The following is a 22,087-nucleotide window of genomic DNA, read 5'->3' on the forward strand; positions in this document are numbered from 1 at the left end:
GGGGATTATGACAATCTGGAGTTAACAAGCGGTGTGGCGGCACGGTAAACAAAACGTTATCGCGGCACAATGCCTATAAAAATCTTCCCCCATTTTTGGGAGCGGGCCGGGCGGCATGGACAAAGGCTGCGAATTGGAAGAAGCTCCGCCTGGTATGAAATCTGGCACCGAATCGAAAATACCGGCAATGACAAATTCCAGCGACGACTTTACCCAAAGCGCCCATCCCTTTGAGCTTTTTGCGCAATGGCTCGACGATGCAGGCAAAAGCGAACCCAACGACCCCAATGCGCTGGCGCTCGCCACCGTCGATCCCGACGGCCTGCCCAATGTGCGCATGGTGCTGCTGAAAGGTTTCGACGAGCAGGGCTTTGTCTTCTACACCAATTATGAAAGCCGCAAGGGGCAGGAAATTCTTTCTGCCGAAAAAGCCGCCATGTGCTTTCACTGGAAGTCGCTGCGCCGTCAGGTGCGTGTGCGCGGGCCGGTCGAGAAGGTCAGCGACGCGGAAGCCGACGCCTATTATGCCTCGCGTCCGCGCGGAAGCCGCATCGGCGCATGGGCATCCAAGCAATCGCGTCCGCTCGAAGGCCGTTTCGCGCTGGAAAAGGCGGTGGCCGAATATACCGCCAAATATGCCATTGGCGATATTCCGCGCCCGCCCTACTGGTCGGGCTTTCGCATCCGCCCGGTATCGATCGAGTTCTGGCACGACCGTCCCTTCCGCCTGCATGACCGGGTGCTTTTCACCCGGCCCGAGCCGGATGGCGACTGGAATAAGGAACGGCTCTTCCCTTAATTATACGAGCGGCCTTAATCATACCAGCGGCCTTAATCATAGCAACGGCTTGACCACGGCCCAGAGGCTTCCCAGCACGAGGCCGAGGAAGACCAGCAGGCCGACAAAGCTGTTGGACTTGAAAAGCCGCAGGCACTGGTCGGGATTGTCGATGTCGAGCACCAGAATCTGGCGATACATATGCGCGCCTGCCGCCAGCAGGCCCGCCAAGGCTGGCATCGGCACCTGAGCGACCGCAAAAGCCCCGGCAAAGAAGGCCAGTGCCCCGCCATAAAGCACCAGCAGCGCGGTTTTTGTGTGCTTGCCAAACAGCCGCGCCGTCGAGCGCACGCCCACCAGCGCGTCGTCTTCCTTGTCCTGATGCGCGTAGATCGTGTCATAGCCGATGGTCCACAGGATCGCGCCGATATAAAGCAGCACCGGAGGCAGCGCGAGCGAGCCTTCCACCCCCGCCCAGCCCATCAGCGCACCCCAGGAAAAAGCCATACCCAGCACGAATTGCGGCCAGTCGGTGATGCGCTTCATGAAAGGATAGGCTGCGACAACCAGCAGCGAGACCATGCCGAGCGCAATCGTAAACCAGTTGAATTGCAGCACGACCGCAAGGCCGACCAGCGACTGGATGACCAGAAAGAGCTTGGCCTGCGCGCGCGTCACCTGCCCCGAAGGCAGCGGGCGCGAACGGGTGCGGTCCACCTGATCGTCAATATCCTGATCGACCAGATCATTATAGGTGCAACCTGCGCCGCGCATGGCCACCGCCCCGATGAAAAACAGCACAAGATGCCACAGCGAAGGCATGACCGACATTATGTCGTCGCCGGGCCTTGCGCCCGCACCGGCAACCAGCGCTGCCGACCACCAGCAGGGCCAGAGCAGAAGCTGCCAGCCGATGGGGCGATCCCAGCGCGCAAGCTGCGCATAGGGCCAGAGCATTTCCGGCAAGACACGATAGACCCAATGGCCGGAAGGGGCATCCTTGACCCGTCCGCGCGTATCGCGCGACTGGATATTCGAATTGCCCTCGATACCGGGACGAGATTGCTGCATGACGTCTGCTTTCCTGAAAATGATCCGGCTCTGCCCGCTTTCCATGAAAAAAACGCGCACCCACCCTTGCCCGCACGGGCGATGGGCAATAGAGAGCCAAGTTATATAAATGTTTACTGACATCACGCGCAGGGAGCAAGGCATGAAAGTCCTGTTGATCGGTTCGGGCGGCCGCGAGCACGCGCTGGCATGGAAACTGACGGCCTCGCCCTTGCTTTCCAAACTTTATTGCGCGCCCGGCAATCCGGGCATTGCGGAACTGGCCGAGCTTGTCTCGCTCGACGTCAGCGATCATCAGGCCGTGATCGCCTTTTGCAAGGAAAAGGTGATCGATCTGGTCATCGTGGGGCCGGAAGCGCCGCTCGTTGCCGGTCTTGCCGATGATCTTCGCGCGCAGAATATCCGCATCTTCGGCCCCTCAAAGGCCGCAGCCCAGCTTGAAGGCTCCAAGGGCTTCACCAAGGATCTTTGCGCCCGCTTCGATATTCCCACCGGAGCCTATGGCCGCTTCAACAATGCGCCCAAGGCCAAAGCCTATATTCGCCAGCAGGGTGCGCCCATCGTGGTGAAGGCCGATGGCCTTGCCGCAGGCAAGGGCGTGGTGGTGGCCATGACACTCGATGAAGCGCTCAATGCGGTGGATGCCTGTTTCGAGGGCGCGTTCGGCTCTGCCGGTGCGGAAGTGGTGGTGGAAGAATTCCTCGATGGCGAGGAAGCAAGCTTCTTTTGCATCTGCGACGGCAAGACCGCTCTGCCGCTTGGCTCAGCGCAGGACCACAAGCGCGTGGGCGATGGCGATACCGGCGTCAATACGGGCGGCATGGGTGCCTATGCACCGGCCCCGGTCATGACGGCACAGATGGTCGAACGCACCATGCGCGAACTCATCGAACCCACGATGTGCGGCATGAGCGAGATCGGCGCGCCCTTTTCGGGCGTGCTGTTTGCCGGACTGATGATCACGAAAGACGGCCCCAAACTCATCGAATATAATACGCGCTTTGGCGATCCGGAATGCCAGGTGCTGATGATGCGTCTTGAAAGCGACCTGCTGGAAATCATCAATGCCGCCGTCGATGGCAGGCTCGATGAGGTTTCACTCGACTGGAAGGATGAACCGGCCCTCACCGTCGTGATGGCGGCACCGGGCTATCCCACCGATGTGAAGAAAGGCAGCGTCATTTCCGGCCTTGAAGCGCTCGAAGATGTTGACGGGGTCAAGGTCTTTCACGCAGGCACCGCGCAAAAAGACGGCCAGCTTGTCGCCAATGGCGGTCGCGTGCTCAATGTCACCGCCGTTGCCAGAAGCGTGTCGCAAGCGCAGGCCAAGGCTTACGAGACGATCCGCAAAATCGACTGGCCGGAAGGTTTTTATCGCTCCGACATTGGCTGGAGAGCCGTCGAGCGCGAGAAATCCGCTAGTTGATCATCTGCCATGTGAACGCGGTTGCGCCCCGCCTTCTTGGCTTCATAAAGCGCGCCATCGGCGCGGCGCATGGTTTCATACAGGCTTTCGCCGGGAATCTGCCCGGCAACGCCGAAACTCGCCGTTGGTTTTAAACCTGCCTTCGTATCGGTAAAGCCGGGCGCGGCCATTGCGGTGCATAGCGTCTGGGCCAGCCCATGCGCACCGACAATATCGGTATCGGGCAGGAAGGCGATGAATTCCTCCCCGCCCATGCGCGCGGCGACGGCCGATTTTGGCAGATGCGCCTTGAGCAATCCCCCGAAGGCGGCAATGACGCGATCGCCGCCATCATGGCCATAAGTGTCATTGACGCGCTTGAAATGATCGAGATCGCTCATGATCACCGCATAGGATGCATCGGGAATGTTGCGCGCCAGCACGCGCGAGACGTGGCGGTCAAAACCGCGCCGGTTATAGATTTGCGACAGCGCATCGATCTCGGACTGCTCGCTGGCATCGCCCACCAGCCGCGACAATGTCCGCAGCAGCAAAAGCAGCCCCATGGCGACATGGATAATCAGCCCGACCACAAGCGAAAGCAGCACCGGTATCCGGCCGCTCTGGTCTTGCGGGCGCACATCCACGCCGGGCCAGACGACCACGAATATTTTCGATGCAAAATGGCAAAAACAGATAATCGCCAGCACCATCAGCAGTTTGTCCAGCAAGCGCGGCATGCCGGAGCGGTAGATAACCCCGATGACCAGCAGTTCGATCAGGCAGAGCGGAAGCTGATAGACAAGACGGGATGGCAGCGATGTCCGCGGAAGTTCCGCAAACAATGCATTGCCGGTGAGCGCCGCTGCAAAGAGCAATCCGAGCAAGAGCCAGTTCGGTGTCTGCTTGTAAATCCTGCACAGGCCGATCATGACCGATGTCAAGGCCGTCATCAGGGCGGCAAAGGAGGCCAGATTGATCAGATGGGGATGGGGTGCCGTGGGTATCCAGAAGCCCAGAAGCGGCATAGTGGCAGAGCTGAAGAAAGCGAGGGTGAACCAGCGCGGTGCCCGATGGCCGCGTTCCTGAACAGACACAAATGCGAATGTCAGCACGAAAAGACATGCGACCGTCAAATGAACCGTTAGAAAAAACGAGACAAGCGGCATGATCAAGTCCCCCTCCGAGCCGTGGCGCAATCTATCACAACGCTGAAAAAATTTCGTTAAACTATGATGCGCCCGCTTCAACTATTTCATCGGTGTCGCAATAATAATGCTTGCACAAGCATGAAAAATATTGACGTTTACGTAATGAGTGGCCAGTTCCTGTCATTCATTCCATGCCCTGGCACTGGGTACGGACCAGAAAACGGGAGGAGAAAGCATGTATCGCGCGCCGGTTTCCGACATTTTCCACACCTTGATGCAGGTCGCGGGTCTTGAAAAAGCACTCGCCGAAAAGCGTTTTCCCGATTTCTCCGCCGATCTGGCGCTGGCCATTCTTGAAGAGGCAGGCAAATTTGCCGCCGAGCGCATCGAACCGCTGCGCAGTGTCGGCGACCGTGAGGGCGCAACGCTCGAAAACGGCGTCGTCACCACCACGCCGGGCTGGAAAGAGCTTTACCGCGACTGGATCGAAGGCGGCTGGAATGCACTGACCGGATCGCCCGAATATGGCGGACAGGGCCTGCCCGTGATGCTGTCGGTGGCTGTCAGCGAGATGTGGAATTCCGGCTCGCTGGCCTTTGCGATTGCGCCCACGCTCACCATGGGCGCGGTCGAGGCACTCGAAAAACACGCCACAAAAGAGCTCAAGGATATTTACCTTGAAAAGCTCATTTCCGGTGAATGGATGGGCACGATGAACCTGACCGAGCCGCAGGCGGGGTCTGATCTTGGTGCCTTGCGCACGCGTGCCGAGCGCCATGATGACGGCACATATCGCATCTTCGGCCAGAAAATCTTCATTACCTATGGCGAGCATGATCTGAGCGAGAATATCGTGCATCTGGTGCTGGCGCGCCTGCCCGATGCTCCTGCCGGAACCCGGGGCATTTCGCTGTTTCTGGTCCCGAAATTTCTCGTCAATAAGGATGGCTCGCCCGGCCGGCGCAACGATGTTTTCTGCTCCGGCCTTGAGCACAAGATGGGCATCCACGCCTCCCCCACCTGCACCATGATCTATGGCGACGGTTTTGTGAAAGGCGCGGAGGCGGGTGCGGTCGGCTATCTGATCGGCGAGGAAAATCGCGGGTTGGCCTGCATGTTCACCATGATGAACAATGCGCGCCTGCTTGTCGGCATTCAGGGCGTGGGCGTTGCGGAAGCAGCCTTCCAGCAGGCGCTCGCCTATGCGAAAGAGCGCAAGCAGGGCCGCGCGGCCGGGGCAAAGGAAACGATGAGTCCCATCATCGAGCACCCCGATGTGCAGCGTATGCTTTTGACCATGAAGGCGCTGACGCAGGTGGCGCGTTCCATCACCTATGCCTGCGCCCATGCCATCGATATGAGCCGTGCCAGCGAAGGCGCAGAGGCCCAATTCTGGGCGGATCGCGCCGGGCTGCTCACGCCGCTTGCCAAGAGTTTTGCCACCGATGCGGGCGTCGAGGTCGCCTCGCTCGGCGTGCAGGTGCATGGCGGCATGGGCTTCATCGAAGAAACCGGCGCGGCACAGCTTTTGCGCGATGCGCGTATTACGCCGATCTATGAAGGCACCAACGGTATTCAGGCCATCGATCTGGTGATGCGCAAATTGCCGCTTGCAGATGGCGCGCATGTGGCGGGCTTTCTCGATGAATTGCAGCAGGAGGCCGACGAGGCTTCGGCTTCCAAGCGCGCGGAACTGGGCGAGACGGGAAGCCGTCTCGCCTTGGCAATCACGCAGGCGCGCGAGGCAACAAGCTTTCTGCAAAAATGCGTTGCGGAAGGCCGCACGGAAGAAGCGCTGGCCGGGGCCACGCCCTATCTGCGCCTGCTGTCGCTTGTCGCAGGCGGCGGCTATCTTGCGCGCACTGCATTTGGCAACAATGATGGCGGACGCGCCACCCTCTGCCGTTTCTATGCCGAGAACATGCTGGCGGAAACCTCTTCCCTGAAAGACACCGTCATCAGCGGCGCATCCAGCCTTGCGGCTGCAAAATCCCTGCTGGAGACGTGACCATGACCGAACATATCCTGATTGAGCGTAAAGGCGCAGCGCAGCTTATCCGCCTCAACCGGCCCGAGAAAAAGAACGCCATCACCCGCGCCATGTATGCCGCCATGGCCGAGGCGCTCAGAAGCGGCGATGCAGACGACACCATTCGGGTGCATGTGTTCTTGGGTGTGCCGGGCGCTTTTTCGGCGGGAAATGACATGCAGGATTTCATGGCTGCTGCATCGGATGGCAATATGGGGCCGGAAATCCTCGATTTTCTTGCAGCACTCTCGGAAGCCGGAAAGCCCATTATTTCCGGCGTCGATGGGCTGGCCATCGGCATCGGCACCACCATTCATCTGCATTGCGACCTGACATTTGCGACAAGCCACGCATTGTTTCGCACGCCCTTCGTCGATCTCGGCCTTGTACCGGAAGCCGCCTCCAGCCTGCTTGCCCCGTCCTTGTTGGGCCATCAGAAAGCCTTTGCGCTGCTGGCGCTGAGCCATGGCTTTGATGCGCAGGCGGCACAGGAAGCGGGGCTGGTCTATAGGATCGTGGAAAGCGGAGAACTTGAAGCGGAAGTGATGAAGGCCGCAGATGAAATCGCGTCGAAGCCGCCAGAGGCCATGCGGATCGCGCGCGCCCTGATGCGCATGCCAGCCGAACCTGTCGCAGAACGCATTGCGCGCGAAGCCCGTCATTTTGGCGCACAACTCGCATCGAACGAAGCGCGCGAGGCAATAATGAATTTCTTTGCGCGCAAGAAATAAACCCGGATGCGGTAAAACATCCGGGGCCTTTTTCGTCAGTTTCTGGCGATGATTTCCCGGCCTTCGATCACCATGCGCACGCCCAGCGTGCCGGTCTTGCGGCGGGCGAGAAAGCGCGGGCGGCGACGGCGCGGTTCCTGCCCCTGACGGCGGGCCTGCGGCTCTTTCGTGCGCACGGGGCCGGTGCTTTCATAAAGCGGGCGGGCAATGCCGTCTTCTTCCACCAGCAACATCGGCAGATTGAAAGCCTGCGCCCATGCGCGCCAGTCGGCGGCAACATCGGTCAGGTCATGCGCCACAAGCAGCGGCACGGAGAGGTCGGCATCCTCATGCATCAGTTCCAGCGTGACGGTGATTTCGCCATATTCGTCTTCCACCGCGCGCGCCGCGACGCCTTTGAAGGCATTGATCGGCAAGGCAAGCGACATGGGCAGGCCGCTCGAAGGCAGCACCTGCCGGATGACCGCGCCGCGCTCGTTGATCGTAAAGGTTACATCAGCCTGTCCGTCATCGGCGGCATAGGTTACGACCTGCGGGAAGTGAAACGGATCAAGCCGCAATTCACGGCCCGCCCATTCCGGCTTTCTCAGTCCCTTGCTCATCATTTTCAACGCCTCTGTCTCTCTGTTTATCAAGCCGTCTTTGCGGCTGCGGGCTGTTTTTTCGCCCTTGTCGAGACAGAGAATAGGCGCTGATCCTTACCGGTCGCCTTAACGAGTTGGGTTAACTTTTTACTGCTTTTTCATTTGGTTATCAGATTGCAACCGGGTGTAAGAATTCGGCAATGCTTCTAAATTTGTGTTTACTAAAACATGTTTCCCAAAAGCGGGCGATCACTCGCCCGCCCTTGAAAATTGTATTTGGCTTGAACTACAGCACCTTGCCGGGGTTCATGATGCCCGCCGGATCGAAGGCCGATTTGATGCGGCGCATCAGATCAAGTGCTACGCCCGACTTGAAATGCGCCAGTTCATCGCGCTTGAGAGCGCCAATACCATGCTCTGCCGAGATGGAGCCGCCGAAGCGTGCAACGATCTCGTGAACGCGGTGGTTCATATCATGCCAGCGCGCAAGGAAGGCTTCCTTATCCGCGCCCACCGGCTGCGTGATATTATAGTGCAGGTTGCCATCGCCAATATGGCCGAAGCAGACGATGCGCGCGCCGGGGATCATTTCCAGCACGGCCTCATCCGCTTCATGGATGAAGGCGGGGATCGAGGCCACCGGCACGGAAATATCGTGCTTGATCGAGCCGCCTTCCGGCTTTTGCGCCCAGGACATTTCCTCGCGCATTTTCCAGAAGGATTGCGCCTGCGCCACGCTTTCGGCAATGGCCGCGTCCTGAATGATGTCGCTCTCGAACGCTTCCGTCAGAATGGTTTCGAGCGTGGTGCGGGCATCTTCTTCCGAGCGCGACGACGAAATATCGATCAGCACATACCATTCATGCGGGCTTTCGAGCGGATCGCGCACGCCATCGACATGGGCAACCGTAAATTCCACGCCGATGCGCGGCATGAGTTCAAACCCCGTCAGCGACGGGCCTGCATGTTCGGTGGCAAGCTGGAACAGGCGCAGCGCATCTTCAGGGCTTTTCAGCCCCGCATAGGCCACGCCCTTGCCCTTGGGCTGGGGGAAGATTTTCAGCACCGCCGCCGTAATAACGCCGAGCGTGCCTTCCGAGCCGATGAACAGGTCTTTGAGGTCGTAGCCGGTATTGTCCTTCTTCACATAACGAAGATCATCGAGGATTTCGCCGGTCGGCAGCACCACTTCGAGGCCAAGGCAAAGCTCGCGCATATTGCCATAGGCCAGCACCGCCGTACCGCCAGCATTGGAGCCGAGATTGCCGCCGATCTGGCAGGATCCTTCAGCGCCGAGCGAAAGCGGAAACAGCCGCTCTGATTTTTCCGCCTCATCCTGCAAATTCTTCAAAATGACGCCCGCCTCGACCGTCACCAGATTGCCGACCGGATCGAGATTGCGGATCTTGTTCATACGGCCAAGGGCCAGCACGATTGCCGCGCCGCTTTCATCGGGCGTCTGCGCGCCGACAAGGCCGGTATTGCCGCCCTGCGGCACCACCGGCGTTTTCGTCTCGCTGGCCAGCTTCATGATCGCCGAAACTTCCTGCGTCGAGCCGGGGCGCAGGACCAGAGCCGAGCGGCCCTGATAAAGATCGCGCTGCTCGATGAGATAGGGGGCAATATCGTCCGGCGCGGTCAGCGCGTTCTTTTCGCCCACGATGGCGCTAAAACGTTCAATCAGTGTTTGGTCCAGCATGTGCTTCTCTTGAGAATGTTATTCGCGCGGGGCCGCCGCGCGTTTCAGACGATCATTGATGGCCTCGCCGAGACCGTCAAAAGGAACAGGTTCGACGGCGATGGACTTTGCACCCGTCGCGTCAAGTTTGCGCATGTAATCGAAAAGATTGCTCGCCGCCTCGCGCAGATTGCCGGTTGCGCTCAGATTAAGCTGCGCCGTGGCTCCATCGGCATTTCGTGCGCGAGCGGGACCAAAAGCCAGCAGGGCTTCTCCCGGCATAACCTCGCTCGCATCAAGCCGCATCAGCGCATTTGGCGCATAATGCGAAGCCATCATGCCCGGCGCCTGAATGGCGGCAGTGTGGGGAAGGCGTTCGAGTTTTCTGCCGATTTCCGCTTCGATCTCTTCCGCCGCCAGTCCGCCGGGGCGCAGCAGGCGCACGCTCTCGCCTTCGACCCGCACAATGGTCGATTCCACGCCGACGCCGCAGGCACCACCATCCAGAATCATATCGATTTTTTCGCCCAGATCACCCGCCACGGCTTGAGCGCTTGTCGGGCTGATGCGGCCCGACCGGTTGGCGCTGGGGGCAGCGACCGGGCTGTCGAGGCGCTTTATAACATCGCGCACGCGGCCATGCGGCATACGGATGGCCAATGTATCCAGCCCTGCCGTCACCAGCGGATGAATGGGCCGGTCTGTGTCCTGCTGCTTTTTAAGCGGCAGCACGAGGGTCAGCGGCCCCGGCCAGAAGCGTTCGGCCAGCTTGCGCGAGAGAGGATCGAAGGTCACATAGCGTTCGGCCATATCGATGCTGGCGACATGGGCGATGAGCGGATTGAATTGCGGACGGCCCTTGGCGGCAAAAATACCTGCCACACCCTCGCCATGCGATGCATCGGCTGCAAGGCCATAGACGGTTTCAGTGGGAATTGCGACAAGCCCGCCGCGGCGCAATATCTCCACTGCGGGCGCGATAGCATTGTCATCAAATTCCAGAATCCGCGCCAAAACCTTCTGTCCTAACCTGCGATTTTCGAGAAATCAGCCACCTTGCCGGTGGCTTCGCGAATTTGCGCCAGCAATGCCAGCCGGTTGGCGCGGATATTCTCATCCTCGTCATTGACCAGCACCTGCTCAAAGAAACTGTCAACCGGGCCGCGCAACCGGGCGAGCGCCAGCATGGCGCCGTGGAAATCTTCCTGCGCGATTGCTGCCTCAGTCTCTTTGGAGGCCAGAGTTGAAGCTTCAAACAGCGCCTTTTCCTCATCGAGTTTCAGCAAAGAAACATCAACGCTTTGCGCAATTCTGGTGCCCTTCTTTTCTTCGGCGGCGAGAATATTGGCGGCGCGCTTGGTGCCGGCCAGAAGATTCTTGCCGTCTTCCTCATTGATGAAGACGATCAGCGCCTCAAGGCGGCGCGCGGCCAGCAGCAGATTGTCGGCCTCGGGTGAAAGCACAGCATCGATGGCGTCATAACGCGCGCCCTCGTCTTTCAGATAGACCTTGAAACGGTCATGCAGGAAGGAGAGGAGATCGGCGATAATTGCTTCACGCTTCGCCTTGTCCGAAAGCTGGGCATGATTGTCCATCGCCTTGGTGCAAATTTCGACAAGCCCAATTCGAACATCATTTTCCAGCAACAGCCGAATGACACCAAGTGCCGCACGACGCAGCGCATAGGGGTCTTTCGAGCCGGTCGGCTTTTCGTCAATGGCCCAGAAACCGACCAGCGTGTCGAGCTTGTCGGCCAGCGCGACTGCAACCGAAACCGGATTTTTTGGCACAAAATCAGACGGGCCTTGCGGCTTGTAATGTTCTTCAAGCGCTGCCGCCACCGCTTCGTCTTCGCCCTGAAGGCTTGCATATTTGCGGCCCATCGCGCCCTGAAGTTCGGGGAATTCACCCACGACTGCGGTTTGCAGATCGGCCTTGGCAAGCACGGCAGCGCGCGCGGCAAGTTTTGGATCGGCACCGACCAGCGGCGCGATCTGCTCTGCAAGCAAACGAATGCGTTCAACGCGCGCGCCCTGCGTGCCAAGCTTGGCATGGAAGGTGACGTTCAATGCGTCCAGACGGGCCATGCGCTGGTCGAGCGGCTTTTTCAGATCGAGGCTGAATTTTTCTGCCGAAGCGGAAAGCTTGTCGAGATCGGGCAGATCGCCCTGATCGGAGTGCCAGAAATAGAGCGCATCCGAAAGGCGCGCACGCACGACCTTGCCATTGCCATAGGCGATTTCCGTGCCGCCATCGCGCGCGGCGATATTCGACACCAGAATGAATTTGTTGGAAAGCGCTTCCGCCTCACCCTGCTTGCGGGTGACGAAGCATTTCTGGTTGGCGCGGATGGTCAGGCGAATGACCTCCGGCGGGATTTCAAGGAATTCTTCCTCGAATTCGCCCATCAGCACCACCGGCCATTCGACAAGGCCGGAAACCTCTTCCAGCAGGCCCTCGTCCTCGACCATTTCAAGGCCCGACGCAAAAGCCAGATTGCGCGCATCCTGCGCGATCATTTCCTTGCGGCGCTCGGCATCGAGCACGACAAAAGCTTTTTCAAGCTTTGCGATATAATCATCGAAGCGGCGGATTTTGATCGGCTCGCCGTCGCTCAGGAAACGATGCCCATAGGTGACATTGCCCGACCTTATGCCATCGACATCGAAATCGACGACCACGGTTTCTTCGGTTTCGGGACCGAAGGTGCACAGGATGGATTGCAGCGGACGCACCCAGCGCAAGCTGCCCGGCCTTGCGGAAGCGGCACCCCAGCGCATGGATTTCGGCCACGGGAAATTGCGGATGGTCTGCGGCACCAGTTCCGCGATAATCTCTTCCGCAGCCCGGCCCGGTTTCGTCAGATGGGCGACGTAGAAATCACCCTTTTTGGGATCGGAATGCACATGGGCCTGCGAAACATCGCTCAATCCCGCCTTGCGCAGAAAACCGGCAATCGCCTGTTCGGGGGCCGAGACCGACGGGCCTTTGATGTCTTCATGCACATCCTTCGAGCGCACCGTCAGGCCGCGAATATCGAGCGCGAGACGACGCGGCGTCCAGTAGGCGGTCGCCGCTTCATAGGTGAGGCCAGCATCGACCAGACCATCGGTGATCATCTTTTTGAGATCGCCCGCAGCCCTGCGCTGCATGCGAGCGGGAATCTCTTCGGAGAAAAGTTCGAGCAACAAATCAGGCATCAGCGTACGCCTTCCGCATGCACATTATCTACTTTGTCCGTCCTCGCTTCGCTGCGGGCGGACGGCTGAGCCGGAATTTCCTCGGAGAAAAGTTCGAGCAACAAATCAGGCATCAGCGTACGCCTTCCGCATGCACATTATTTACTTTGTCCGTCCTCGCTTCGCTGCGGGCGGACGGTTTAAAATTAAAACCACCGGCAGCGGTCAGCAGAAACGCCTCGCCGCACTGGCGCGCGAGGTTGCGCACACGCAGAATATAGCTCTGGCGCTCCGTCACCGAGATCACGCCGCGCGCATCCATCAGGTTGAAGACGTGAGATGCCTTGATGCACTGGTCATAGGCGGGCAGGACGCATTTATGCAGTGATGCCTCGCCTGTGCTTCCCGCTTTCAGGATGGCTTCGCATTCGCGTTCGGCATCCTCGAAATGACGGTGCAGAATGTCGGTGTCGGCCATCTCGAAATTGTAGCGGGAATATTCCTGTTCGGCTTGCAGGAACACGTCGCCATAGGTGACTTTCTCGTCGCCTTCCAGCCCGTTGAAATTGAGGTCATAGACATTATCCACGCCCTGCACATACATGGCGAGGCGCTCCAGACCATAGGTCAGTTCACCGGAAACGGGCGAGCATTCAATGCCGCAGACCTGCTGGAAATAGGTGAACTGCGAGACTTCCATGCCGTCGCACCAGCATTCCCAGCCAAGGCCCCATGCGCCGAGCGTCGGGCTTTCCCAGTCATCCTCCACAAAGCGCACATCATGCAGCGTCGGATCGAGACCGATGGCCTTGAGCGAGCCGAGATAAAGCTCCTGCAGGTCCGGCGGCGACGGCTTGAGGATCACCTGATACTGGTAATAATGCTGCAAGCGGTTCGGGTTTTCGCCATAGCGGCCATCGGTCGGGCGGCGCGAAGGCTGCACATAGGCCGCCTTCCACGGGCGCGGTCCCAGCGAGCGCAGCGTGGTTGCCGGGTGAAAAGTCCCCGCGCCCACTTCCATGTCATAAGGTTGCAGGATCGCGCAACCTCGTTCCGCCCAGTAATTATGGAGCGTCAGGATCAAGCCCTGAAAGGAACGGGTGGGATGCATATGTGCTGGCAACGTGCTGGACAAACTGGACACCGTGCGGGCCTCGTAATTGAAATGATGGCCCGGTCTAATTTGTCAGCCCCGCAGGGTCAAGCGCGGAGCCGCGACAAGCGACAGAATCCGCTCTATCCGGCCCGTTCAGTCCGTATCCGGCTTGACCGCCTCGGCTTTTGTCGGCGCGGGTTCCAGCTCAAGGCCCTTTTTGAGCTTTTCCTCGATCTTGGCGAGTTCTTCCGGCTCCGGCTTGCCTGCAATGGCGTGCTTCCACTGGAAGGTCGCTTCAAGCTGCCGGTCGGCACGCCAATAGGCGTCGCCCAGATGATCATTGATGGTGGGGTCTTCCGGGCGCAGCTTCACCGCTTTTTCCAGCTCGACCACGGCATCGTCATAGCGTCCGAGCTTGTAATAGGCCCAGCCCAGTGAATCGACGATATAGCCGTCCTGCGGGCGCAGTTCGACCGCCTTGCGGATCATATCGAGCGCTTCATCAAGATTGATGCCCATATCGACCCAGGAATAGCCCAGATAGTTGAGCACCTGCGGCTGATCGGGATAAAGCTCCAGCGCCTTCTTGAAATTGGGTTCCGCCTGATCCCATTCCTTCAGCCGTTCATGGGCGATGCCGCGCTGATAAAACAGCGGCCAATCCTTGCGTTCAGGCGTCGCGATCTGCTCCACCGCAGCGTCATAGACCTTGGCCGCTTCTGCAAAATTCTTGTCCTGCGCATAGACGCCGCCCAGCGCCAGATAGGTGCGCATGTCGGTCTTGTCGCGTTCCAGAAGCGTCTTGAGCTGCGTGATCGCCTCATCCGTCTGCTCGCTATCGGCAAGGTTGAGCGCACGCTGCATTTCCGCATCGCGCCGGTAGGGCGATTTTTCAGGCACCTCGCCGTAATATTCGATGGCCTTTTCCGGCTGGCGCAATTTTGCGGAAATATCGCCCAACTGATAGAGCGTCGCATCATAATCGGGACGCAGCGGCATGGACATCTGCAAGTAAAGCTTGGCGAAAGCCTCCGCGCCGCCGCGATTGATCGCAGTGCCCAGCATATAGAGCGTTTCGGCCACCCCGTCCTGCGCGCTCTGGACCAGACGGCCAAATTTCTCGCCCGCCTCGATCTTCTCGCGCATTTCGGTGATGGTCATGCGGCCATTGAGCAATTCTTCCGCCTCACGCAGAAGTTTGACCGCGCCGTCCTTGTCGCCCTGACGCAGCTTGAACGAGGCATAGGCCATGACGATGCGCTCATAAGTGTCGGGGGCTGCCCCGCCGCCGGGGCGGTCATCGACGGCCTGCTGGTAGAAATTGCGCGCATTTTGCTTCTCACCGGCAATATCGGCAATCAAAGCGGCATTATAGGTGCGAAACAGCGCATACCATTCAGGACCCTGAATGGCGCGCACATCGGCCAGCGCCTGTTTCGGATTGCCCTGCCCGACCTTGACCCATGCGGCCATCAGCGATGTCGCCAGCATGTCCATGTCCGATTGCAGCGAAAGCATCAGAAGCGGCCCGACCTTGCGGTACTGCTTGCGGGAAATAGCGTCGATGGCGAGCGCCACGCGCGAAAAGCGCTCGATTTCGGGGATGTTCTTGAGTTCTTCCGCCAGCGGCAGGGCGTCCTGGAACTGGCCCTCCGTCAGCAGGGCAAGCAGCAGATTCTGCCGGATCGTTTCATTTTTCGGATCGAAAGCCATGGCCTGACGGTAGAAATCCACCGCCGCGCCAAGATCATTCTCGGATTCGGCAGTGCGCGCCGCAAGATAGGCCCCGGCGAAAGAACCCGCGCGCACCTGCGTTGCAGGCTCGGCTGCGGTTTTCGCCTGCGCGCCGCCTGCCGGCAGCGCCATCCCCGCCGCAAGCGCGAGCAGCAAACCGTAAATGGAGCGATATTTCGTTCCTTGCCGCATAAAGCCTGTCCTTCCATTCCTCTTGCGTTTTATTCCTTTGGCGACCCCGGCGAGTATCGCTTTCCTCCACTGGAACAAGGCACCCCAAGCATGGCGTTTGTGGGATGGCAAAGCGGAAAACACATTAATTAACGCGGCTGATGCAGAAATCGATAACCTCGACCAGCGCATCTTTCTGAGCGCTCGCCTCAAGCGGCGCCAAGGCATTGCGCGCCATTTCGCCAAAGTCGCGCGCACGCTGCACCGTATCGGCAATCGCACCATGGCGCGCCATCAGTCCGATGGCCTTTTGCAGCGATGCATCATCGCTTGCGCCATCTTCGATGGCATGTTTCCAGAAAGCGCGTTCTTCTTCGCTGCCGCGGCTATAGCTGAGAATAACCGGCAGCGTGATCTTGCCTTCGCGGAAATCATCGCCGGTATTCTTGCCCAGATCCACCGCCGAGCCGCCATAATCAAGCGCGTCATCGACAAGCTGGAAGGCAAGGCCCAGATAAAGCCCGTAATCGCGCAGGGCCGCGCGATCGGAATCCTGCGCATCGGCAATGATCGGCCCCACTTCGGCAGCAGCCGAAAAAAGCGCTGCGGTCTTGGCCTTGATGACGGCGAGATATTCGTCTTCGGTGGTTTCCATGTTCTTGGCGGCGGCAAGCTGCATCACCTCGCCTTCGGCGATCACCGAAGCGGACGTCGCCAGAACGTCAAGGGCTGCAAGCGAGCCGACATCGACCATCATCTTGAAAGCCTGACCGAGCAGGAAATCACCCACCAGCACGCTGGCCTGATTGCCCCAGATCATGCGCGCCGTGCTTTTGCCGCGCCGCAGGTCGCTTTCATCGACCACATCATCGTGGAGCAATGTGGCCGTGTGCATGAATTCAACGGCGGTTGCGAGGCGCACATGGCCGTCGCCCTCATAGCCGAACATGCGCGCCGCAGCGAGCGTCATCATCGGGCGCAGGCGCTTGCCGCCGGACGAAATGAGATGATTGGCCACTTCGGGGATCATTTCGACGTCGGAACCGGCGCGCGAAAGGATCATCTCGTTCACCCGACCCATATCGGCCTTCGTCAGGTCGACCAGCGGCTGCACCGATCCTTCCCGTTTCTCTTTCCCGTCAAGATTCAGCACGACACCCAATATCATTTCTCCGAAGCTAGCGCATTCAGTGCATGGCGGCACAGATGTAAACCATGCATCGACCGATTCCGATCCCGGACCGGGCCACACTATTTAACCGGATCGGATTGCTCAAGACGCATATGCTCTCAAACACCTGTGAAGCCGATTATTCCGACGCCTGTTCATCATTGAAGGAAGCAGTTGTCAATGCGGTCTATTGGTTACACAGTGTCGGGATGATCGAACTCATGCGCACAAATGATTCCGTTTTGCTGTCTGTTGCCGAATCCCTGATGAAAGAGGCGGGAATCGGATATTTCATTGCCGATACCAATATGAGCATCGTCGAGGGGTCGCTCGGCATCCTGCCGCGGCGCTTTCTGGTCGAAGACGACAGGCTGGAAGAAGCCCGTACCTATCTGGTCGATGCGGGACTGGGACACGAATTACGCGATGTCGGCAAATAATCCATCCGCCCCCGAAGAGATCGAAGAGACGCTCGATGTATTTCATCGCGGGGCGTTCCATCTCGTCCAGCCCGCCATGAAGGGGCATCGTTCCGGGGTCGATGCCATGATCCTTGCCAGCAGCGTGCCGCAAGGCTTTGCCGGGCGGCTGGCCGATCTTGGCAGCGGCGCGGGTGCTGCGGGGCTGGCGGTGGCTGCGCGCTGCCCGCAATCGCGCATTGCCCTTGTCGAGCGCTCCGCCCTGATGGCGGGCTTTGCCCGCAAGACCCTCGCCCATCCGCTCAATAAGGCTTTGGCCGGGCGCGTCGATATAATCGAAGCGGATGTCGCGCTGGTCGGCAAGGCGCGCGTCTTTGCGGGGCTTGCCGATAATAATTTCGATTTCGCGATCATGAACCCGCCCTTCAACGAGCCGCGCGACCGCAGCACGCCCGATCCGCTCAAGGCAGAAGCCCATGTCATGCCCGAAGGCATGTTCGAGCAATGGCTGCGGACGGCAGCGGCGATCGTCAGGCCGGGTGGCGGCGTCGGCATCATCGCCCGGCCCACATCCATCGCGCAGATACTCGATGCCCTCAAGGGACGCTTCGGCGGATTGAAGATCGTGGCCGTCCAGCCGCGCGCGCAAAGTGCCGCCATCCGCATCGTCATTACCGGCATACGCGGCAGCCGCGCGGCGCTGACGCTGATGCCGCCCCTCATCCTGCACAGGGATGAAGGCAATGGCTTTACATCGCGCGCGGATGCCATCAATAACGGACAGAGTGGGCTTTTCTGACCGATTTTGGTTGCAGCGGCGCGATCAAGCCAATATTCCTGCACCCACACGCCAATCGAGGGCTAACCAAGCCTTCCAGAAAAGAGCCAATGCAGATCAATGAACTATAGCCCGAAGCCCGCTCGCCCCGTATCCGTCATGCGTCGTTTTCTGGATAGCGAATCGGCAGGCGGCATCGTTCTCATGATCGCGGCGGCGCTCGCCCTGATCGTCGCCAATTCGCCTCTGGCGGACACCTATTTTGCGACCCTGCATCTTTATATCGGGCCGCTCAGCGTCGCGCACTGGATCAATGACGCGCTGATGGCGATCTTCTTCGTCCTGGTCGGGCTGGAGATCAAGCGCGAATTTCTCGACGGCCAGCTTGCAAGCTGGCCCAACCGCATGTTGCCCGGCATCGCAGCCGCAGGCGGCGTCATCCTGCCTGCCATCATCTTCGTCGCGTTCAATTATCAGGACGCTGAAAAGGTGCATGGCTGGGCCGTGCCCTCGGCCACCGACATCGCCTTTGCGCTGGGTGTGCTCTCGCTGCTGGGATCGCGGGTGCCATCCAGCCTGAAAATCTTTCTCGCCACGCTTGCCATCCTCGACGATCTCGCCGCCGTCGTCATTATCGCCATATTTTATACGGCGGAACTGTCGATGGGCTATCTGGGCGCGGCCTTTGCCACGGCAATCGTGCTGTTCATCATGAACCGTATGGGGGTTGCAAAATTGCTGCCCTATCTGATCGGCGGCATATTCCTGTGGTTCTTCGTGCTCAATTCCGGCGTTCATGCCACGGTTGCGGGCGTCGTCACCGCACTCATGATCCCGCTCAAACCCGCAAAGGCAAAACCCGATGATATGAGTTCGCCGCTGCACAGGCTCGAACATGCGCTGGCAAAGCCCGTCGCTTTCTTCATCGTGCCGCTGTTCGGCTTTGCCAATGCGGGCATTTCCTTTACCGGCATGACGCCTTCCATCATGCTTGATACGCTGCCGCTGGGCATCATGCTCGGCCTTTTCGTCGGCAAGCAGCTTGGCGTATTCGGCGCGGCGTGGCTTGCGATCAAGTCCGGCCTTGCGCAGAAGCCCCTGGGCGCAAGCTGGGCGCAGCTTTACGGCGTTGCGATCCTGTGCGGCATCGGCTTCACCATGAGCATCTTCATCGGCCTGCTGTCGTTCGACTCCGATCTGCTTCAGGCGGAAACCAAGATCGGCGTGCTGACCGGTTCGGCGATTTCCGCCATTTGCGGCTATGTCATGCTGCGGATGTTGTCGCGGCCGAAAAAAGCCTGATCAATATCTGATCCTTAAATGCCCGGAATAATTTCCGGGCATTTCTCTTTCTATTGCCCTGATTGCTTCCTACATTGGTTTCAACATGTTTTTTGAAACCGGAGTTCATTTTGTTCGGCATTTTAAACCGCTTCATTCCGCGCCGCTTCCGCCCCAAATTCATCGAGATCCCCGTCGTACGCCTGCATGGCGCGATCATGACCGGCGGCACCTCGCTGCGACCGATGCTGTCGCTTGCCAGCAGCGCGGAAGTGCTGGAAAAAGCCTTTGGCGACAAGGAAACACCAGCGGTCGCCATATCGCTCAATTCTCCCGGCGGCTCGCCGGTGCAGTCGCGGCTGATCTATCGCCGCATTCGCGATCTGGCCGATGAGCACAACAAGCGCGTCTTTGTTTTTGTCGAGGATGCAGCCGCATCGGGCGGCTATATGATCGCGCTGGCGGGCGATGAAATCATCGCCGATTCCTCATCAATCGTCGGCTCCATCGGCGTCGTTTCAGCCTCTTTCGGCTTTCCCGAACTGCTCAAAAAGATCGGTGTGGAGCGGCGCGTCTATACGGCGGGGCAGAACAAGGTTTCGCTTGATCCGTTCCAGCCCGAAAAAGAAGCCGATATTGACCGGCTCAAGACCCTGCAACTGGAAATCCACCAGACCTTCATCGACATGGTGCAGGAACGGCGCGGCAGCAAGCTTGCCAGCGATCCGGACCTGTTTACCGGCCTGTTCTGGACCGGCACCAAAGCGAAGGAACTCGGCCTGATCGACGGGCTTGGCGATATGCGCAGCTTTCTGCGCAAACTCTATGGCAGCAAGGTGCGACTCAAGCTGGTCGAGCCCAAGCGCAGTATGCTGGGCCGCAAGATGCCGGGCGTCGAGCTTGCGCTTGATCAGGGCTTGGGGGCCAATATCGGCGCGGGTCTTTTGTCGGTCGCGGAAGAAAAAGCCCTCTGGGCGCGTTACGGGCTTTGAATTTCATGGTTTGACCATGATATGCTGTCAAGGCAGACAGGCATCCATTGCCATTTGCATGAATTTTCAGATCATGATCCCGGAAAGGCATTCGGGGCCATGTGCAAGCCGAAGGACACAGGCCATGCCCCAGCTCATATTCCTGCTGCTGATCATCGCCGCCGCCTGGTACGGCTACCGCTCGTTCAAGCGCGAGGCGGTGCGCGTTACCCAACGCGTGCGGCGGGCCGAAAAAGAAGCGCAGAACCGTGCCCATGGCACATTGGTTCAGGACCCGAAGACCGGCGAATATTACGTCAAAAAAGACTGACGCGCTTCGCATCGATGACGAATATTCTTATGGACGCCAAACCGGCTGCGGCCATGGATGGGCAGAGCGTCACCCGGCTTGCCCCGGCCAAGATCAATCTGGCGCTCCATGTGACGGGCCGCAGGGATGATGGCTATCATCTGCTCGACATGCTGGTGGCCTTTGCCGATACCGGCGACCTGATCCATATTGAAAAGAGCAAAGCAGACCAGTTTTACGTAAGCGGGCGCTATAAGGATGGCGTTCCGCTTAACAGTGGCAATCTGGTGCTCAAGGCGCGCGATGCGCTGCGCGAAAAATTCGGGCGCGTCCTGCCTGCCGTCACCATTCATCTGGAAAAGAACCTGCCCATCGCGTCGGGCATTGGCGGCGGATCAAGCGATGCCGCAGCCACGCTGCTCGCGCTCAACGATCTTTGGGAACTGGGGCTGGGCCTTGACGAACTTGCAGCCCTCGGCCTCGCGCTTGGGGCCGATCTGCCCATGTGCCTGCATGGCGCGGCCTCCGGCACGCCGCTTGTCGCGCGCGGGATCGGCGAAGAGTTGAGCCCGGTTGCTCATATGCCCGCGCTCTCGATGCTGCTTGTCAATGACGGCACCGCCGTTTCGACGCCCGAGGTTTTCCGCGCGCTGCAAAGCCGCGACAATCCCGCAATGCCGCAGCCCGCATTTCATTCTCTCGAAAGCCTGTGCCGTTATCTGCGCGCCACCCGCAATGACCTGCTTGGCGCCGCATTGACGCTTGCGCCGCATATTGCACAAAAGCTCGATATGCTGCGCGGCCATCAGGCGCTTCATGCGCAGATGTCGGGTTCCGGCGCGACATGCTTTGCGATCTTCGCCACGCAGGAAGACGCAGAACAAGCCGCCATGGCGCTGCGGTCGAAACATCCCGGCTGGTTCATCGCCGCCACCCGGACGACAGGCTCCCAGGGCTGATTCTTTGCCCTTTATTGTTTAACGATCCTGCTGTTTATTCCCACCTTCCAGCCTTTTTCATCCATATTGCCGGTTATCGTTCACAATATGGCATACAATCTGTGAACCAAACCGGGGCTATGCCCGGCGACAAGGAAAGCCTATCTCTTGTGCATCGGGACGGCAGAAAGAAACGCCGATCCACAACAAGCCGATTTCCACTTTGGATGGAAACGCGATCAAGGAGATGAAAAATGAAGAAGTTTGCTCTTGCCGCCGTTGCTGTTGCCCTGAGTGCCGGTGCCGCTTTCGCTGAAAACCCATATGTCGGCGAACCAGCCGATCTTTATGCAAACGACCGTACGCCGGTTGCCGCACAGGGCGTCGATTACACCGCGCCTGCATCCATCGGCGAAGCCGGTTTCAGCGACGGCTCGGCGCATCGTTTTGGCGATGCATCGCCTTCGAGCTACCAGAACTAATCAGGTAAAACTGCCTGACATGACCAAAGGCGGAGCTTCGGCTTCGCCTTTTTCTTTGTCCGCAATTTAAATGTTCTTGATTTGTTCTGTGCCTTGCGATAGGAATAGATTCAGCAACGAGAGAATCGGA

At 59.1% G+C, this 22,087-nt stretch carries 20 protein-coding genes; 11 read left to right on the forward strand and 9 right to left on the reverse strand.

The window, feature by feature from the left end:
• Positions 1-187: 187 nt before the first annotated feature.
• On the forward strand, positions 188-799 hold the full coding sequence (pdxH, locus tag DKP76_RS00800; protein ID WP_109705108.1) for a pyridoxamine 5'-phosphate oxidase: 612 nt from the start codon (positions 188-190) through the stop codon (positions 797-799).
• 36 nt (positions 800-835) lie between these two features.
• Here pdxH and ubiA read toward each other — a convergent pair whose 3' ends face one another.
• The gene (gene ubiA / locus DKP76_RS00805; protein WP_109705109.1) at positions 836-1,849 is read right to left on the reverse strand and encodes a 4-hydroxybenzoate octaprenyltransferase; all 1,014 of its coding nucleotides are present in this window, start codon (positions 1,847-1,849) and stop codon (positions 836-838) included.
• Positions 1,850-1,991: 142 nt separating this feature from the next.
• Here ubiA and purD point away from each other — a divergent pair, with 142 nt between their 5' ends.
• Positions 1,992-3,275 (forward strand): phosphoribosylamine--glycine ligase, encoded by a 1,284-nt coding sequence (gene purD / locus DKP76_RS00810; RefSeq protein ID WP_109704537.1) that lies wholly within the window; start codon positions 1,992-1,994, stop codon positions 3,273-3,275.
• Here the strand turns inward: purD and DKP76_RS00815 are convergent.
• The gene (locus tag DKP76_RS00815; protein WP_109705110.1) at positions 3,221-4,423 is read right to left on the reverse strand and encodes a GGDEF domain-containing protein; all 1,203 of its coding nucleotides are present in this window, start codon (positions 4,421-4,423) and stop codon (positions 3,221-3,223) included. The two genes, purD and DKP76_RS00815, sit on opposite strands and share 55 nt — an antisense overlap.
• A gap of 217 nt (positions 4,424-4,640) precedes the next feature.
• On the opposite strand from DKP76_RS00815, the gene DKP76_RS00820 reads away from it, so the two are divergent.
• The gene (locus tag DKP76_RS00820; RefSeq protein ID WP_109704538.1) at positions 4,641-6,413 is read left to right on the forward strand and encodes an acyl-CoA dehydrogenase family protein; all 1,773 of its coding nucleotides are present in this window, start codon (positions 4,641-4,643) and stop codon (positions 6,411-6,413) included.
• A 2-nt stretch (positions 6,414-6,415) separates the two neighbouring features.
• Positions 6,416-7,165 (forward strand): crotonase/enoyl-CoA hydratase family protein, encoded by a 750-nt coding sequence (locus DKP76_RS00825; RefSeq protein WP_109704539.1) that lies wholly within the window; start codon positions 6,416-6,418, stop codon positions 7,163-7,165.
• 35 nt (positions 7,166-7,200) lie between these two features.
• Here the strand turns inward: DKP76_RS00825 and DKP76_RS00830 are convergent, their stop codons facing one another.
• From DKP76_RS00830 to DKP76_RS00865, 7 genes are all read right to left on the reverse strand, one after another.
• A complete protein-coding gene (locus DKP76_RS00830; RefSeq protein ID WP_109704540.1) occupies positions 7,201-7,770 on the reverse strand; it encodes a DUF6101 family protein in 570 nt (189 codons plus the stop codon).
• Positions 7,771-8,035: 265 nt separating this feature from the next.
• Positions 8,036-9,448: an FAD-binding oxidoreductase gene (locus DKP76_RS00840; protein WP_109704541.1), complete on the reverse strand. Its 1,413-nt coding sequence runs from the start codon at positions 9,446-9,448 to the stop codon at positions 8,036-8,038.
• A gap of 18 nt (positions 9,449-9,466) precedes the next feature.
• Positions 9,467-10,441 (reverse strand): L-threonylcarbamoyladenylate synthase, encoded by a 975-nt coding sequence (locus DKP76_RS00845; RefSeq protein ID WP_109704542.1) that lies wholly within the window; start codon positions 10,439-10,441, stop codon positions 9,467-9,469.
• A gap of 11 nt (positions 10,442-10,452) precedes the next feature.
• Entirely contained in the window at positions 10,453-12,627 is a 2,175-nt protein-coding gene (gene glyS / locus DKP76_RS00850) for a glycine--tRNA ligase subunit beta (protein ID WP_109704543.1), read from the reverse strand.
• Between the two features lie 112 nt (positions 12,628-12,739).
• Positions 12,740-13,717, reverse strand: a complete 978-nt coding sequence (locus tag DKP76_RS00855) for a glycine--tRNA ligase subunit alpha (RefSeq protein ID WP_245410129.1) — start codon at positions 13,715-13,717, stop codon at positions 12,740-12,742.
• Positions 13,718-13,855: 138 nt separating this feature from the next.
• Positions 13,856-15,628, reverse strand: coding sequence for a tetratricopeptide repeat protein (locus tag DKP76_RS00860; protein ID WP_109704544.1), 1,773 nt, complete (start codon positions 15,626-15,628; stop codon positions 13,856-13,858).
• Positions 15,629-15,752: 124 nt separating this feature from the next.
• Positions 15,753-16,769 (reverse strand): polyprenyl synthetase family protein, encoded by a 1,017-nt coding sequence (locus tag DKP76_RS00865; protein ID WP_109705111.1) that lies wholly within the window; start codon positions 16,767-16,769, stop codon positions 15,753-15,755.
• A 218-nt stretch (positions 16,770-16,987) separates the two neighbouring features.
• Here DKP76_RS00865 and DKP76_RS00870 point away from each other — a divergent pair, with 218 nt between their 5' ends.
• From DKP76_RS00870 to DKP76_RS00900, 7 genes are all read left to right on the forward strand, one after another.
• Positions 16,988-17,218, forward strand: coding sequence for a putative signal transducing protein (locus DKP76_RS00870; protein WP_109705112.1), 231 nt, complete (start codon positions 16,988-16,990; stop codon positions 17,216-17,218).
• The gene (locus tag DKP76_RS00875) at positions 17,205-17,996 is read left to right on the forward strand and encodes a tRNA1(Val) (adenine(37)-N6)-methyltransferase (protein ID WP_109704545.1); all 792 of its coding nucleotides are present in this window, start codon (positions 17,205-17,207) and stop codon (positions 17,994-17,996) included. The genes DKP76_RS00870 and DKP76_RS00875 overlap by 14 nt, the downstream gene beginning before the upstream one ends.
• A gap of 99 nt (positions 17,997-18,095) precedes the next feature.
• Positions 18,096-19,277: a Na+/H+ antiporter NhaA gene (nhaA, locus tag DKP76_RS00880; protein WP_109704546.1), complete on the forward strand. Its 1,182-nt coding sequence runs from the start codon at positions 18,096-18,098 to the stop codon at positions 19,275-19,277.
• Positions 19,278-19,387: 110 nt separating this feature from the next.
• On the forward strand, positions 19,388-20,248 hold the full coding sequence (locus tag DKP76_RS00885; protein ID WP_109704547.1) for a S49 family peptidase: 861 nt from the start codon (positions 19,388-19,390) through the stop codon (positions 20,246-20,248).
• Positions 20,249-20,372: 124 nt separating this feature from the next.
• Positions 20,373-20,558 carry a membrane protein gene (locus tag DKP76_RS00890; RefSeq protein WP_024896122.1) on the forward strand — a complete coding sequence of 62 codons (186 nt, stop codon included), beginning with the start codon at positions 20,373-20,375 and terminating at the stop codon, positions 20,556-20,558.
• Between the two features lie 14 nt (positions 20,559-20,572).
• Positions 20,573-21,496 (forward strand): 4-(cytidine 5'-diphospho)-2-C-methyl-D-erythritol kinase, encoded by a 924-nt coding sequence (locus DKP76_RS00895; protein WP_425349354.1) that lies wholly within the window; start codon positions 20,573-20,575, stop codon positions 21,494-21,496.
• A 233-nt stretch (positions 21,497-21,729) separates the two neighbouring features.
• Complete coding sequence (locus DKP76_RS00900) at positions 21,730-21,957, forward strand: hypothetical protein (RefSeq protein WP_109704548.1); 228 nt, start codon at positions 21,730-21,732, stop codon at positions 21,955-21,957.
• The last annotated feature ends 130 nt before the right edge of the window (positions 21,958-22,087 follow it).

The organism is Falsochrobactrum shanghaiense, assembly GCF_003149535.1.
Lineage (GTDB): Bacteria > Pseudomonadota > Alphaproteobacteria > Rhizobiales > Rhizobiaceae > Brucella > Brucella shanghaiense.

Bases quoted from the DNA above. Each gene is read 5' to 3' on its own strand.
- DKP76_RS00820 (WP_109704538.1), top strand. From the start codon at position 4,641: ATGTATCGCGCGCCGGTTTCCGACATTTTCCACACCTTGATGCAGGTC.
- DKP76_RS00830 (WP_109704540.1), bottom strand. From the start codon at position 7,770: ATGATGAGCAAGGGACTGAGAAAGCCGGAATGGGCGGGCCGTGAATTG.
- ubiA (WP_109705109.1), bottom strand. From the start codon at position 1,849: ATGCAGCAATCTCGTCCCGGTATCGAGGGCAATTCGAATATCCAGTCG.
- glyS (WP_109704543.1), bottom strand. From the start codon at position 12,627: ATGCCTGATTTGTTGCTCGAACTTTTCTCCGAAGAGATTCCCGCTCGC.
- DKP76_RS00895 (WP_425349354.1), top strand. From the start codon at position 20,573: ATGACGAATATTCTTATGGACGCCAAACCGGCTGCGGCCATGGATGGG.
- pdxH (WP_109705108.1), top strand. From the start codon at position 188: ATGACAAATTCCAGCGACGACTTTACCCAAAGCGCCCATCCCTTTGAG.
- DKP76_RS00825 (WP_109704539.1), top strand. From the start codon at position 6,416: ATGACCGAACATATCCTGATTGAGCGTAAAGGCGCAGCGCAGCTTATC.
- DKP76_RS00840 (WP_109704541.1), bottom strand. From the start codon at position 9,448: ATGCTGGACCAAACACTGATTGAACGTTTTAGCGCCATCGTGGGCGAA.
- DKP76_RS00890 (WP_024896122.1), top strand. From the start codon at position 20,373: ATGCCCCAGCTCATATTCCTGCTGCTGATCATCGCCGCCGCCTGGTAC.
- DKP76_RS00900 (WP_109704548.1), top strand. From the start codon at position 21,730: ATGAAGAAGTTTGCTCTTGCCGCCGTTGCTGTTGCCCTGAGTGCCGGT.
- DKP76_RS00875 (WP_109704545.1), top strand. From the start codon at position 17,205: ATGTCGGCAAATAATCCATCCGCCCCCGAAGAGATCGAAGAGACGCTC.
- purD (WP_109704537.1), top strand. From the start codon at position 1,992: ATGAAAGTCCTGTTGATCGGTTCGGGCGGCCGCGAGCACGCGCTGGCA.
- DKP76_RS00815 (WP_109705110.1), bottom strand. From the start codon at position 4,423: ATGCCGCTTGTCTCGTTTTTTCTAACGGTTCATTTGACGGTCGCATGT.
- nhaA (WP_109704546.1), top strand. From the start codon at position 18,096: ATGAACTATAGCCCGAAGCCCGCTCGCCCCGTATCCGTCATGCGTCGT.
- DKP76_RS00855 (WP_245410129.1), bottom strand. From the start codon at position 13,717: ATGCATCCCACCCGTTCCTTTCAGGGCTTGATCCTGACGCTCCATAAT.
- DKP76_RS00870 (WP_109705112.1), top strand. From the start codon at position 16,988: ATGATCGAACTCATGCGCACAAATGATTCCGTTTTGCTGTCTGTTGCC.
- DKP76_RS00860 (WP_109704544.1), bottom strand. From the start codon at position 15,628: ATGCGGCAAGGAACGAAATATCGCTCCATTTACGGTTTGCTGCTCGCG.